Below are 13,750 nucleotides of genomic sequence, written 5' to 3'. Positions count from 1 at the left end.
GGTTTCTTTTTGGTTGGTCGCCCGCAGTGCTAGAGATGAACGGGAAAGGGTGAGACTCGGCTGGGCGAGCCTCGTTGATCGTGGCGCTGGACATGCTTGTAACGGAAGGGGCTGCTCGCGACAGTCTGCGCAATCGCCAATTGGCGGGGATGTTGGCGGCTATCGCCGGTGGCTTGAACGCGGCCGCCTTCCACGCGGTCGGCTTCTTCGCGGCCAACATGACCGGGAATGTATCGCTTCTATCCGATCACCTGGCGATTGCGGATCTTGGATTAGCCGGCTTCTTCCTGCTGATCGTGCTGTCCTTCGTCACTGGGTCGGCACTTTCGACGCTACTGATCAACGACGGGCGCCGGCGCGGCAACGCGGCCATCTACGCCCACAGCATCCTGCTTGAAGCCATTATTCTTGCTGCGGTCGGCATCGTCGAACTACTTCGTGGCGGACCGCCCTCCGTCGATTTGACAGTGATCAGCCTTAGCTTCCTGATGGGCCTTCAGAACGCAGTGGTGACGCGGATCTCTCAAGCACGCGTTCGTACCACCCATGTCTCGGGTATGCTGACCGATATCGGCATCGGCTTGGGCATGCTGATCGACATCGCACGCGGTACCGAACCGAGCGAGAACGCCGTCGAGATTCGCACACGCCTGCGGCTGCACATCGAGACGGTTGCAGCCTTCTCGCTCGGCGGCGTGTGCGGCGTGGTGTTGTATCAGCTGATCGGCACCGGCTCGCTGCTGGTCGCGGCCGCCCTGCTGCTGGCGATTGGCTGGCGAGCGGTTCTTCGTACCCGCTCGTCAACCACGGCCTAGAGCGGCGGAATATCGCCGCGCGCCCAGCCTTCGGTCGCATGCTCGGCGAATGCCACGAAGCGACCCTCGCCAATTGCACTGCGTATACCCTGCATCAGATGCTGATAATAAGCGATGTTGTTCCAGGATAGCAGCATCGCGCCCAGCGCCTCCTGCGAGCGCACGAGATGATGCAGGTAAGCGCGGGAATAGTCCCGGGCCGCCGGGCAGTCGCTTTCCTCGTCCAGCGGTCGATGATCATCGGCATGCCTGGCATTGCGCAGGTTCACCCGTCCTCGACGGGTGAAGGCAAGACCATGCCGGCCGGCGCGTGTCGGCATCACGCAGTCAAACTTGTATATTCCGGGGGCCACCGAGGCTTGTCGGCAGGCAAGACAGGGCATGTCACGTCGAGCATTTCCAGCATGACATGCTGCGGTTCGCCGACAGCAAGACCACCAACCGAATAGCCTTTCAGATCCATAGCTTTGAGCGCTGATGCCGAGCGCTCGCGCAGAACCGGCTCCGCCCCACCCTGTACAATGCCGAACATCGCACGGCCCGGCTGGTCGCCGAAGGCCGTCTTGCAACGCTCCGCCCATCGCAGCGACATCTCCATGGCCCGCTCGACATCCGCGTAAGGCGCCGGCAGTGCCACGCATTCGTCGAGCTGCATCTGAATGTCGGAGCCAAGCAGGCCCTGGATCTCAATCGACCGTTCGGGCGACATCTCATAGCGTGCACCATCGACATGAGAGCGGAAGGTCACGCCCTGCTCCGTCAGCTTGCGCAGCTTTGACAGTGACATGACCTGGAAGCCGCCTGAGTCGGTAAGAATCGGGTGCGGCCAGCGGGCAAACACATGCAACCCGCCCAGACGCGCCACACGCTCGGCGCCGGGCCGCAGCATGAGGTGATAGGTGTTGCCGAGAATGATGTCGGCGCCCGTTCCACGCACCTGATCCATATACAGCGCCTTGACGGTCGCTGCCGTGCCGACCGGCATAAAGGCAGGTGTGCGTACGGTGCCACGCGGCATGGTGATGGCGCCAAGGCGCGCGTTGCCGTCTGTCGCTTTAAGCGCGAACTGAAAGGTCTCGCTCATGCCAGCACGCCCTGATCGTCATTACGGAACAGCAGGCTGGAATCGCCGTAGGAATAGAAGCGATAGCTGTCGCTGATTGCATGCGCATAGGCGTCATGCATGGTCTGGAAACCTGCAAAGGCGGACACGAGCATGAAGAGCGTCGAACGCGGAAGATGGAAGTTCGTCATGAGGATGTCCACAGCGCGGAAGCGGTAACCCGGCGTGATGAAAATGTCTGTAGGACCCTGCCACGGCTGGATTGAACCATCTGCATCTGCCGCGCTTTCAAGCAGCCGCAGAGAGGTTGTGCCAACGGAAACGATCCGACCTCCTCGAGCGCGCACGGCGTTCAGCGAAGCGGCCACGTCCTCCGTCACCAACCCAATCTCGGCATGCATCTTGTGGTCGGCGGTATCATCCGCCTTCACCGGCAGAAAGGTCCCTGCCCCGACATGCAGAGTCACGAAATGGCGCGAGATGCCCGCTTCATCCAAAGCAGCCATCAGCTGCGGCGTGAAATGCAGACCGGCGGTTGGTGCGGCGACGGCTCCCTCTTGATCCGCATAGATCGTCTGGTAATCGGAACGGTCGCGTGCGTCCTCAGGACGCTTAGACGCGATGTAAGGCGGCAGAGGAATATGGCCGACAGTGTGCAGCGCTTCATCGAGGAAAGCGCCCGCAAGATCGAAGGCGAGTTCGACCTCGCCCGCCTCGCCTTTCTCGACGACCGTCGCGTCCAATGCGCCGATCATGCAGGTGTCAGCGGAGTGGCCGAAGGCAATGCGATCGCCCACAGCAAGCCGCTTTGCCGGACGCATAAACGCCCGCCAGCGGTCTGCTGCGACGCGCATGTGCAACGTCGCGTCTACCGCGCATTTATTCTCGCCTCGGCTGCGGATGCCGTGCAGCTGAGCGGGAATGACCTTGGTGTCGTTGAATACCAAGGCGTCGCCGGCACGCAGCAGCTTCGCCAGATCGAAAACGTTGCGGTCCTCTAAGCCCACATTCCGCCCGACAACGAGCATGCGCGCGCTGTCGCGCGGATCAGCAGGCCGAAGCGCGATGGACTCATCAGGCAGGTCGAAGTCGAAAAGATCCACCTTCATCAGGTGAAACGGATCATCAAGGCGCCGGACAAAAGGAGTAGAGCGCCCATGATCCGGCCCATGGATATCTCACGCACGGCAAGACCGAGGAACCCGATGCGATCAAGAAACATGCTGGCAAGTAGCTGTCCTGCCACTAAGAATGCCATCAGCGCCGCCGCGCCAAGACGCGGGATCAGCAGGATCGACGTTGTGACGTAAACGGCGCCAAGCAAACCGCCGGCTACGAATAGCCAGGGTGCTGGCGCACGGAAATTCGGCGCGGTGCCCTGCACGCGCGTCATCACGGCTGTTGCGATAATGAGCACCAGTGTTCCGGCAAGGAACGAGATGCAGGCAGCCGCAATTGGCATGCCCAAGCCCCGACCCAGCTGGGTGTTGATCGGGGCTTGAAAGGCGATGAGCGCTCCGGACACGATGCCGAGCAGTGACCAGAGCAACTGCGTCATAAATTAAGCCTCAGGCGGCGACGTCGGCCGCAACCTTGAGCGACGTGATCTTGTCGGGATCCTGCACCGGCTCGCCCCGCTTGATCTGGTCGACATTCTCCATGCCCTCGATCACCTGGCCCCAGACGGTGTACTGGCGGTTCAGGAAGGCAGCGTTTTCGAAGCAGATGAAGAACTGCGAGTTAGCAGAATTCGGGCTCTGCGAGCGGGCCATCGAGCACGTGCCGCGACCGTGGTTCATGTTGTTGAACTCGGCCTTCAGGTCCGGCTTCTCCGACCCGCCCATACCGGCGCGCGACGGATTGAAGCCGGAAGTCGTGGAGTTGCCGAACTTCACGTCGCCGGTCTGCGCCATGAAGCCGTCGATAACACGGTGGAACACGACGCCGTCATAAGCACCTTCACGGGCAAGTTCCTTGATGCGGCCTACATGGCCGGGAGCCAGGTCCGGGAACAGTTCGATAACGACCTTGCCCTTCGTGGTTTCCATCACCAGCGTGTTTTCTGGATCCTTGATCTCAGCCATGTGAGCTCCTTCTAGTGGGTCGCCGGGATCGGCGCCGCTTGCTTGATCTGGTTACTTGGCGTCGGCAGCGATGCGCGCCTTGACGATACGATCAGGCTCGGAGACCGAACCATTATCCGAAGGATCGCCGCGCTTAATCGAGTCGATCAGGTCCAAGCCCTTCTCGACCTTGCCGACGATCGTATAGTCGCCGTCCAGCGGAGGTGCCGGGGCGAACATGATGAAGAACTGCGAATTGGCAGAATCCGGGTTCTGAGACCGCGCCATGCCGACCGTGCCGCGAACGAAATGTTCCTGCGAGAACTCTGCCGGCAGATCCGGGAGTTCCGAGCCGCCGGTGCCAACGGCCGAAGCCTTGTAGCCTTCCTTTAGGTCACCATACTGCACGTCGCCCGTCTGCGCCATGAAGCCTTCGATCACACGATGAAAGGCAACATTGTCATAGGCGCCTTCCCGGACCAAGGTCTTGATCTGCTCCACATGCTTCGGTGCAATATCCGGCCGAAGTGCAATGGTCACGTCACCGTTTTTCAGGGTCAGCACAAGAGTATCCTGAGGACCGGCCGCAAGCGCCGGAGCGCTTCCAACGGCCGACGACAAAGCTAAGGCAAGGGCCAGCGAAGCGAGCCTGAACGTGCGCATAAGACTGTCTCCCGAAATCATTTCTTGAACTTGGCTTCCAGCGCGGCTGCGACAGAAGCTGGGACGAAGGGCCTAATATCGCCGCCCATCGCGGCTATCTGCCTGACAAGTGTGGCAGTTATTGTGCGAACGGAAGGGCTGGCCGGCACAAAAATCGTCTGCAGCTCCGGCGCCATGGTTTCGTTCATACCCGCCATCTGCATTTCATAGTCCAGATCGGTGCCATCGCGCAGTCCACGAATCATGATTCCCGCGTCATGCTTGCGCGCTGTGGCAATGACTAGACCTTCAAAGGCAATCACGGACAACCGTTCTGCGGTCGAACCGAGTTCGTCGCGGGCAGCGGTCTCGATCAGCTTCACCCGCTCGTCGAACGAAAAGAGCGGCGTCTTGGAAGCCTGGACGCCGATCGCAACCAGGACGTTGTCTGCAACGGTAAGCGCGCCCTTGAGAACATCAAGGTGTCCGTTGGTTAGAGGATCGAACGATCCCGCATAGATGGCCACGCGCTGTGTCATGGGGCGCTTCTAATCGGGCATCCGGACAAAGGCAAACGGGTTCGGAGATCGCGCACAAGCAAACTCACGGAACCGTGACGATTGCTGTTTTGAAGAAAGTAAAGGCCGATTGGAACCGATCAGAGATCAATGTGTTCTTGGAGCAGGAGAACAAAGCCATGATGATCTTGATGCTCGCCGCCGCTATGACCATTGCGATGCTGATCGCGACCGTGTTCGGCCTCCACCAGGAAGCACAGCATGTGAAGCAGACGGTGAAGCGCAACCGCATGAACCGCTTTGGCCCCAACTTCCAGCAGCCTTACCGCTTCAACTAAGAAATCCCTGCCCTCCAGCAGATGAAAAAGGGACGCCCGCTCGGGCGTCCCTTTTTTTTGTTCTAACGAAAGCGTATTTCGCTATTCGATCTCGGCAACTGGCGCTGCGTCCTCGCCATCCTCGACCTGAGGCTCTGAGATGCGCTCGACCGACACGACGCGCTCATCCTTTGCCGTGACAAAGACCTTGACGCCCTTCGTGGCTCGGCTCGCCATTCTGATGCCTTCCACCGGTACCCGGATCACTTGGCCGCCATTGGAAACCAGCATGATCTGATCGGTGGTTTCCACAGGGAAAGCTGCAACCAGTCGACCGATCTCAGCAGTCTTCGATACGTCGGTGGCGCGGATTCCCTTGCCGCCGCGACCTGTGACACGAAAATCATAGGACGAAGAGCGCTTGCCGTAACCACGTTCGGTAACGGTCAGCACCATCTCCTCACATGACTTCAGTTCCTCATAACGTTCGTCTGCAAGGTCGCCTTCAACGGCAACATCTTCGGTCGGTGCAACGATTTCCTCATCGTCTCCAGTGAGCGCACGGCGTTCACTGGCAGCGCGGCGAAGATAAGCGACCCGTTCCCAAGCTTCCGACTCGACGCCATGCAGGATCGTCATTGAGATCGCACGATCGTCCTCGGCCATATTGATGCCGCGCACGCCAACCGAGTTGCGGCTGGAGAAAACGCGAACATCGCCGACCGGGAAGCGAATGCACTGGCCGGATGCTGCGGTGAGCAGAACATCATCACTATCGGTACAGGTCGCGACGCCCAGAATTTCGTCACCCTCTTCTTCCAGCTTCATCGCAATCTTGCCGTTGCGATTGACCTGAACGAAGTCGGACAGCTTGTTGCGGCGGACGGTGCCGCGCGTGGTGGCGAACATGACATCCAGGTTGCCCCAGCTATCCTCGTCCTCCGGCAGCGGCATGATCGTCGTGATACGCTCGCCCTGTTCCAGCGGGAGCATGTTGATCAGCGCCTTGCCGCGCGATTGCGGATTGCCGATCGGCAGGCGCCAGACCTTTTCCTTGTAGACGATGCCGCGCGAGGAGAAGAACAGCACTGGCGTATGGGTGTTCGCAACAAACAGCCGCGTGACGAAGTCTTCGTCGCGCGTCGACATGCCCGAACGCCCCTTACCGCCGCGACGCTGGGAACGGTACAAGGAAAGCGGCACGCGCTTGATGTAGCCGGTATGGCTGACGGTGACGACCATGTCCTCGCGGGCAATAAGGTCCTCGTCCTCCATGTCCGCACCGCCGTCCACGAGTTCGGTGCGGCGCGGCGTGCCAAACTCGTCGCGAACGGCAGCAAGCTCGTCCTTGACGATCGTCTGGATGCGCAAACGCGACGAAAGAATGTCGAGGTAATCCGAAATTTCGGCGCCGATCTTATTCAGCTCGTCCGCAATTTCGTCGCGTCCGAGTGCGGTCAAGCGCTGCAGGCGCAGCTCGAGAATGGCGCGGGCCTGTTCCTCGGACAGATTGTAGGTGCCGTCCTCGTTGATCTTGTGGCGGGGATCATCGATGAGGCGGATCAAGGCTTCCACGTCCTGAGCTGGCCAGCGACGCTCCATCAACTGGTCGCGCGCGGTTTGCGGATCCGGTGCCCGACGGATCAGCGCAATCACCTCGTCGATATTCGCAACGGCGATTGCGAGGCCCACGAGGATATGCGCGCGATCACGCACCTTGCGCAGAAGGTACTTGGTGCGGCGGCTGATGACATCTTCGCGGAAAGCGATAAACGCTTTGAGGATGTCGATGAGGTTGAGCACTTCTGGCTTGCCGCCGTTCAGCGCAACCATGTTGCAGCCGAACGAAGTTTGCAGCGGCGTGAAGCGGTAGAGCTGGTTCAACACCACTTCCGCATTGGCATCGCGCTTGAGCTCGATCACCACGCGATAGCCCTGGCGATCGCTCTCGTCGCGGATGTCGGAGATGCCCTCGATGCGCTTGTCGCGCACCAGTTCGGCCATCTTCTCGATCATGGAGGCCTTATTCACCTGGAACGGCACTTCCGTGACGATGATCGCTTCGCGCTCACCGCGGATCGTTTCCGTGTGAACCTTCCCGCGCATCAGCACCGAACCGCGACCGGTGGAATAAGCGGAGTGAATGCCTGAACGACCAAGGATCAGCGCGCCGGTCGGGAAGTCGGGACCTGGAATGATGTCCATCAGGTCCGTCAGATCGAGCGCCGGATTGTCGATCAGCGCGATCGTGCCGTTGATGATCTCGGAAAGATTGTGCGGCGGGATGTTGGTCGCCATGCCGACCGCGATACCGCCCGAACCGTTGACCAACAGGTTCGGGAAGCGCGCCGGCAGAACCTTCGGCTCGGAACCGGACGAATCATACGTGTCCTGGAAGTCGACAGTGTCCTTGTCGATGTCTTCCAGAAGTTCATGCGCGACCTTGGTGAGACGCGCTTCGGTGTAGCGCATCGCCGCCGGGCTATCGCCGTCGATCGAGCCGAAGTTGCCCTGCCCGTCGATCAGCGGCACACGCAGGGACCAATCCTGCGCCATGCGGACCAAGGCGTCATAGATCGAGGCGTCACCGTGAGGTTCCAGTGATAATCACTGTCATAGGACGCAAACATAATGCGGCGATGAACAGGCTTCAGACCATCGCGAACATCAGGCAGCGCACGGCTCACGATCACGCTCATGGCGTAATCGAGATACGAACGCTGCATCTCCTCCATGATGGAGATCGGCTCTATGCCGTTCGGGCCACCGTCGCCGGGGACGCGCGGAGTGCTTTGGTCTGTCAACTTAGAAGTACCGATCGCTAGGAATCATCAGTCTTTTATATAGGAACTCGTCTGCTGACACCAATCCGGCAGGAGCGATTCCCACAGCAAAGCTGATCGAAATTGCGAGGAATAACAACGTGATAGCTTTAGTGGCTGCTAGTTGTTATGAGGCAGGCGAAAAAAGCGTCGCGCCGGTGTGCAAAAACATCGGCAAATCAGGTTCAGCCTGGTTGAAACAACACCCCGGCTAGGGGGAAGAAGAAGCGGAAATGCCTGAGTTTGAAAGCGCCTTCAACGCCTTCGTGACGATCCTGGTCACGATCGATCCGCCCGGTCTGGCGCCGCTGTTTCTTGCCATCACCGCCGGCATGAACCGGTCGGAGCGGCTCCAGGTCGGCGTCCGCGCGTCCATCATCGGCTTTGCCATTCTGGCGCTTTTTGCGCTCGGTGGAACCGTTATCCTGACGATGTTCGGCATCACGCTGCCGGCGTTCCGCACGGCCGGCGGACTGCTGCTGTTCTTCATCGCATTCGAGATGATCTTCGAACGTCGCCAGGAACGCCACGAGCGAAGCGCTACGACGGCGGTGACGCGCGACATGATCCGCAACATCGCAGCCTTCCCCTTGGCTATCCCGCTGATCGCTGGGCCAGGGGCGATATCGGCTACGGTGCTGCTTTCAGGCGGCTTCACCTCGCCGCTGGCAAAACTTGCCTTCGTCGGGATCCTGATGGCCTGTTTGGCCATCACCGCCTTGGTGCTCGCTCTCGCCCACCGCGTCGACCGCTTTCTCGGCGAAACCGGTCGGTCGATCCTGACGCGGCTGCTCGGCGTTCTGCTCGCGGCGCTTGCCGTTCAGTTCGTCGCCGACGGGATCAGGGCTTTGGTTGCGGCTTAGGCTCCGCCTTGTCGTCCGGGCAAGGCTTTGATGGCTTGTCCAGCATGTCGAGATTGACCAGCGTGCCGGTCATCGAGAAATCTCCATAATCCATGACGAGGTCGCGCGTCAGCCCATTGGCGTGGAGCTTGAAGCTGGTGCGATAATCCGGCGTTTCCTCTCCACCTTCGCCCACCAGGTCGAAGTAAGCAATGTCGACCGGCCAGTAAGTATCTTCGGCCATGGTCTTCAGCGGACCGGCTTCCGGATCGCCGGTTTTTTCCTTTGTGGGCTTTCCGATGACGATCGTCGTGGTCATCACCTTGTCGGCTTCATCCGAGCCATCGAACAGCGTGGTTTCATAGAAAGTGTCGCCCTTCTCCGCACGGTTCACCAGCTCCATCATGTGCTGGGTCGGGAACTGAGTGGCTGGAAGCTTGATGTCGTTCGGCTGCGGCTTTTCGATCTTCACGTCGACGGCTTCGGCCTGACGAGTGGCCGCACCGCGTAGCTCGCGGTCGAGCGCGCGATCGATGTAGGATTTCGTCGCGAAGTTGAAGGTCTTGCCTTCGGCGTCCTCGAAGGTCGTCGTTTGCTGGTCGGTGACACGTGACGCGTCAGCCGTGTCGATTTCGGTCACGAAGCGGAAGGTGACGGTATAGCCTTCGCACGGCGAACCGTTAAACTCGTAGACCATGCGGCCCGAAATATTCGAGATGCCGGACTGTTCGGTCGCCTTGTCGAGCTTCAGGTCGTAAACCGCGCGGTGCGGTATCAGCGTGACTGCGCCCTGCGCCTGTGCGGCCACCGGAGCCAGCAGAACGAGTGTCGGTACAACGGCGCGGACAATCCGCATGGGCCTCTCCCTGGATCGGGGCACGAAAATGCGCAACAATCCGGCTGTATCTACAAGGGGAACGTGGCAGAAGCGAGCCGCTACGTCTTCGAACACGCTGCATATAAGGAGACCACGATGAGCGACACAATCGAAAAACGGCTGCTGGAACTCGGTGTCACACTGCCGGAAGCGGCAGCACCCGCGGCGAACTACGTGCCCTTTATCCAAACAGGCAATCTGATCTTCACGGCCGGCCAATTGCCGCTCAAGGACGGCAAGCTGATGGCCATGGGCCTGCTTGGTCGCGAGCTTGGAACCGAGGCGGGCAAACTTGCTGCCAAATGGTGCGCCGTCAACGTTCTGGCGCAGGCCAAGGCCGCTCTGGGCGATCTCAGCCGAATCAAGCGGCTGGTTAAGATCACCGTCTTTGTCGCGTCGACGCCGGACTTCACCGAGCAGCATCTGGTCGCGAACGGCGCTTCCGATTTCCTGGCCGCAGCCTTCGGCGATCAAGGCAAGCATGCGCGCTCGGCAGTTGGCGTTGCTGCGCTGCCTTTGAACGCGCCGGTCGAGATCGAGGCGGTCCTGGAAGTCGAATGAGCACCATCGATCTTGGCTGGCTGACCGCGCGACCCATCGCCCATCGCGGCTACCATGACCTGAACAAGACCCGCTGGGAAAATACGCTGTCGGCGTTCGAGGCTGCGATCGAGCGGCAATATACGATCGAGTGCGACGTGCATCTCTCGGCGGATGGCGTGCCAATCGTCTTCCATGATGATGAGCTGAAGCGCCTGACCGGCATCGAAGGCTCGATCTTCGAAAAGACGGCAGCAGAACTAAAGAACCTTCGTATCGGCGAAACCGAGGATCATCCGCCGACCTTGGCTGAGCTTCTCGCTCTTGTAGCCGGACGCGTGCCTTTGGTGATCGAACTTAAGGGCATCGAAGGCAAGGATGACGGGCTGGTTGGCAAGGTTGCCGAACAGCTGAAGGCCTACGATGGAGCCGCCGCCATCATGTCCTTTGATCATTGGCTGATCCGGCAGTTCCGCACGCATGCACCAGGCATTCCGGCCGGCCTTACAGCCTATGGCCGCGAGGACAGCGAACTGGAAGCACACTTTTCCATGCTGGCGCACGGCTTCGACTTCGTGTCCTACGGCGTCGATGATCTGCCGAATCGCTTCATCACCTTCGTGCGCGAGAAGCTAAATATGCCGGTCATTACCTGGACGGTCCGCAACGAGCAGGCCAAGGCAAAGACCTTTGCTCATGCTGATCAGATGACTTTCGAGGGCTTTGAAGCCTGATCGTTTCCGTCTTTCCTGCCGCATCGTCATCTTGTTCTCGCATCCGCCAAGCGTATGTTGAGCGGGATGGCGGATGCTGGCGGCGAGATGGCAGAAGACGGTGAGATCACGATCCGCGTCGCGACGGATCTCAAGGCGTTTTCAGCTGCCGAATGGAGCAGTTTCGATGGGGCGTCGAAGGTCGGCACCCTGCCCTACAACCCATTCATCTCCTATGCCTTCCTCAGCGCCCTCGAAGACTCTGGCTGTGCCACGCGCAAGACCGGTTGGCTGGGCCAGCATTTGCGCTTGGAAGCACCAGACGGCACGCTGCTCGGCGCCGTCGCTGGTTATTTGAAGTCACACAGCCAGGGTGAATATGTCTTCGATCATGGCTGGGCCGACGCCTTTGAGCGCGCGGGCGGCCAGTACTATCCGAAGCTCCAGATCTCCGTACCCTTCACGCCCGCCACAGGACCGCGTCTGCTTGTTGCCGGTAACTACGCACCGGATGCGATTCAGGCAGCACTTGGCGAGGGCATCAAGGCTCTGACCGACCAGCTTGGCGCCTCATCCGCCCACGTCACCTTCGCCAACGAAGCAGACGTCGCTGTGCTCGAGAGCGCCGGCTTTCTCCATCGCACAGATCAGCAGTTTCATTTCTTCAACGAAGGCTATTCGAGCTATTCGGACTTTCTCGATGCTCTCGCCTCGCGCAAGCGCAAGACGCTCCGCAAGGAACGCGAATCCGCCTTGGCATCCGGCATCTCGGTCGAGTGGCTGACAGGCAGCGATCTGACCGAGCGCGTCTGGGACGACTTCTACGCCTTCTACATGGACACCGGCAGCCGCAAGTGGGGCCGGCCTTATCTCAACCGCATGTTCTTCTCGCTGATCAGCGAGCGCATGCCGGACGACATCTTGTTGGTCATGGCAAAGCGCGACGGCCGTTACATCGCCGGCGCCATCAACTTCATCGGCGGAGATACGCTGTTCGGGCGCAACTGGGGCTGTATCGAGGATCATCCCTTCCTGCACTTCGAAGTCTGCTACCATCAGGCCATCGACTTCGCGATAAACAGGAAGTTGCGCGTGGTTGAGGCCGGTGCGCAGGGCGAACACAAGCTTGCACGCGGCTATGTGCCGGTGACCACGCATTCCGCCCACTACATCGCCCACCCAGGCCTGCGTAAAGCTGTGGGTGATTACCTCCGCCGCGAGCGTCGTGATGTGGAAGCCATGAGCGACTATCTCGAAGAGCGAACGCCGTTCCGCAAGTCTGAGTAAGCGCACGCTCGGCGCTTTACGCTTCCGAGCTTCTTGCTTATCCCTCTTGGCCCAAGCAACAACCGAGGGCCGACCGATGACCGCTGCCTATGATCCCGACAACATCTTTGCCAAGATCCTGCGCGGCGATCTGCCGGCTCACCGGATCTACGAGGACGATCACAGCTTCGCCTTCATGGACATCATGCCGCGCGGCGAAGGTCATTGCGTGGTGATCCCCAAGGCATCGGCACGCAACTTGCTCGACATCCCAGCCGGCGATCTCGCCACCCTGATCCAGACGGTCCAGCATGTCGCCAAGGCCGCCGTGAAGGCCTTCGATGCGGATGGCGTGACGATCGAGCAGTTCAACGAACCGGCGGCCGGCCAGTCGGTGTATCACCTGCATTTCCATGTCATTCCGCGCTTCGAAGGCGTTGCGTTGAAGCCACATAGCGGAACGATGGAAAAGCCGGATGTGCTTGCGGTGAACGCCGAGAAGATGATCGGCGTTCTAGGAAACTAAAGAGCGTACAGGCCCGCAAGAAGGATTGCCTCGGCAACGATGATGCCGACGATCACCGTCTTGCGGGCTATATGATAAGCGGCGAACCCCGCCACTGCGGCTCCGATACGCAGCGCTGCCGGCGTGGATGCCAGCTCTCCTGAAGGAAACAGGATGAGATTGCCGATCACGGCCGCAACCAGCGCCGTTGCGATCGCGCGAACGAGCACAAGCATCTCGGAGTCATCGCGGATACGGCCGCCTAAATAGACGCCGAGGTAGCGCCAGGCATCGGTCGCCAGCCATCCTGCGATTAGGATGAAGAAAAACGGCCACCACCACGCGTCATTGGAGAAGTAGGTCATGCCGTTCGTCTCCGATGCGCGAGACGATAGATGACATATGCGCCGATGCCTCCGCCGAACCCGGCGATCAGCAGGTCGAAGCTCGGCGCAAGAACGTGCGCGATCGGGCCAAGCACGATGCCGAACACCATAGCCAGGTTGGTGGCCCATTCCCGGGCCGATCCCCAAAGCGACGTGAGGAAATACATCGGCGTCAGCATGAACAGCGCCGCTGATATTTCGCGCGGCAGAGCGTCGGCCAGAACATAAACACTGCCGACCACAACCATGTTGCTGAGCGTCAGCGTCGAACCCAAGCCGAAATAGAAGGCAGTGCGCCTGGCCGGTGGCACGTCCGGCAGCTTTGCCATGGCCAGCACCCAGGACGTGACGGCCACGAAGTGGGACAGAAGATAAAGCGTA

The 13,750-nt window shown here is 60.1% G+C and carries 14 protein-coding genes and 3 pseudogenes; 7 read left to right on the top strand and 10 right to left on the bottom strand.

Annotation, left to right across the window (positions count from 1 at the left end; genetic code table 11):
- Positions 1 to 80: 80 nt before the first annotated feature.
- Positions 81 to 815 carry a YoaK family protein gene (locus RTX98_RS02725; RefSeq protein WP_312794423.1) on the top strand — a complete coding sequence of 245 codons (735 nt, stop codon included), beginning with the start codon at positions 81 to 83 and terminating at the stop codon, positions 813 to 815.
- Here the strand turns inward: RTX98_RS02725 and tgt are convergent.
- The 6 genes and pseudogenes from tgt to coaD form a co-directional block, all read right to left on the bottom strand.
- Positions 812 to 1,899: pseudogene (tgt, locus tag RTX98_RS02720) on the bottom strand (tRNA guanosine(34) transglycosylase Tgt). The gene RTX98_RS02725 and the pseudogene tgt overlap by 4 nt on opposite strands.
- A complete protein-coding gene (gene queA / locus RTX98_RS02715) occupies positions 1,896 to 2,987 on the bottom strand; it encodes a tRNA preQ1(34) S-adenosylmethionine ribosyltransferase-isomerase QueA (RefSeq protein ID WP_312794392.1) in 1,092 nt (363 codons plus the stop codon). The pseudogene tgt and the gene queA overlap by 4 nt, the downstream one beginning before the upstream one ends.
- Positions 2,987 to 3,436, bottom strand: a complete 450-nt coding sequence (locus RTX98_RS02710) for a DMT family transporter (protein WP_312794391.1) — start codon at positions 3,434 to 3,436, stop codon at positions 2,987 to 2,989. Before RTX98_RS02710 ends, queA begins: the two co-directional genes overlap by 1 nt.
- A gap of 10 nt (positions 3,437 to 3,446) precedes the next feature.
- Positions 3,447 to 3,962 (bottom strand): peptidylprolyl isomerase, encoded by a 516-nt coding sequence (locus RTX98_RS02705; RefSeq protein WP_312794390.1) that lies wholly within the window; start codon positions 3,960 to 3,962, stop codon positions 3,447 to 3,449.
- A 51-nt stretch (positions 3,963 to 4,013) separates the two neighbouring features.
- The gene (locus tag RTX98_RS02700) at positions 4,014 to 4,604 is read right to left on the bottom strand and encodes a peptidylprolyl isomerase (RefSeq protein ID WP_312794389.1); all 591 of its coding nucleotides are present in this window, start codon (positions 4,602 to 4,604) and stop codon (positions 4,014 to 4,016) included.
- Positions 4,605 to 4,621: 17 nt separating this feature from the next.
- The gene (gene coaD, locus RTX98_RS02695; RefSeq protein ID WP_312794388.1) at positions 4,622 to 5,122 is read right to left on the bottom strand and encodes a pantetheine-phosphate adenylyltransferase; all 501 of its coding nucleotides are present in this window, start codon (positions 5,120 to 5,122) and stop codon (positions 4,622 to 4,624) included.
- Positions 5,123 to 5,280: 158 nt separating this feature from the next.
- Between coaD and RTX98_RS02690 the strand changes: the two genes are divergently transcribed.
- Positions 5,281 to 5,439, top strand: a complete 159-nt coding sequence (locus RTX98_RS02690; RefSeq protein ID WP_312794387.1) for a hypothetical protein — start codon at positions 5,281 to 5,283, stop codon at positions 5,437 to 5,439.
- Between the two features lie 81 nt (positions 5,440 to 5,520).
- On the opposite strand, the pseudogene gyrA reads toward RTX98_RS02690, so the two are convergent.
- Positions 5,521 to 8,222: pseudogene (gene gyrA, locus RTX98_RS02685) on the bottom strand (DNA gyrase subunit A).
- A 251-nt stretch (positions 8,223 to 8,473) separates the two neighbouring features.
- Here gyrA and RTX98_RS02680 point away from each other — a divergent pair.
- Complete coding sequence (locus RTX98_RS02680; protein WP_312794386.1) at positions 8,474 to 9,103, top strand: MarC family protein; 630 nt, start codon at positions 8,474 to 8,476, stop codon at positions 9,101 to 9,103.
- Here RTX98_RS02680 and RTX98_RS02675 read toward each other — a convergent pair.
- Positions 9,081 to 9,938 carry a cell envelope integrity EipB family protein gene (locus RTX98_RS02675; protein ID WP_312794385.1) on the bottom strand — a complete coding sequence of 286 codons (858 nt, stop codon included), beginning with the start codon at positions 9,936 to 9,938 and terminating at the stop codon, positions 9,081 to 9,083. The genes RTX98_RS02680 and RTX98_RS02675 overlap by 23 nt on opposite strands.
- Positions 9,939 to 10,055: 117 nt before the next feature.
- On the opposite strand from RTX98_RS02675, the gene RTX98_RS02670 reads away from it, so the two are divergent.
- The 4 genes from RTX98_RS02670 to RTX98_RS02655 all read left to right on the top strand — a co-directional run bounded on the left by RTX98_RS02670 (position 10,056) and on the right by RTX98_RS02655 (position 13,004).
- Entirely contained in the window at positions 10,056 to 10,520 is a 465-nt protein-coding gene (locus RTX98_RS02670; RefSeq protein WP_312794384.1) for a RidA family protein, read from the top strand.
- Positions 10,517 to 11,233: a glycerophosphodiester phosphodiesterase gene (locus RTX98_RS02665; RefSeq protein ID WP_312794382.1), complete on the top strand. Its 717-nt coding sequence runs from the start codon at positions 10,517 to 10,519 to the stop codon at positions 11,231 to 11,233. The genes RTX98_RS02670 and RTX98_RS02665 overlap by 4 nt, the downstream gene beginning before the upstream one ends.
- 66 nt (positions 11,234 to 11,299) lie before the next feature.
- Positions 11,300 to 12,499: a GNAT family N-acetyltransferase gene (locus RTX98_RS02660; RefSeq protein WP_312794380.1), complete on the top strand. Its 1,200-nt coding sequence runs from the start codon at positions 11,300 to 11,302 to the stop codon at positions 12,497 to 12,499.
- 76 nt (positions 12,500 to 12,575) lie between these two features.
- Entirely contained in the window at positions 12,576 to 13,004 is a 429-nt protein-coding gene (locus tag RTX98_RS02655; RefSeq protein ID WP_312794378.1) for an HIT family protein, read from the top strand.
- On the opposite strand, the gene RTX98_RS02650 is transcribed toward RTX98_RS02655, so the two are convergent.
- On the bottom strand, positions 13,001 to 13,348 hold the full coding sequence (locus tag RTX98_RS02650) for an AzlD domain-containing protein (RefSeq protein WP_312794376.1): 348 nt from the start codon (positions 13,346 to 13,348) through the stop codon (positions 13,001 to 13,003). The two genes, RTX98_RS02655 and RTX98_RS02650, sit on opposite strands and share 4 nt — an antisense overlap.
- Positions 13,345 to 13,750, bottom strand: a pseudogene (locus RTX98_RS02645) (branched-chain amino acid ABC transporter permease); the annotation flags it as partial. The pseudogene RTX98_RS02645 and the gene RTX98_RS02650, both read right to left, overlap by 4 nt.

This window comes from Tianweitania sp. (assembly GCF_032053605.1).
Classification (GTDB): domain Bacteria; phylum Pseudomonadota; class Alphaproteobacteria; order Rhizobiales; family Rhizobiaceae; genus Tianweitania.
This window is presented reverse-complemented; position numbering and strand designations above follow the sequence as displayed.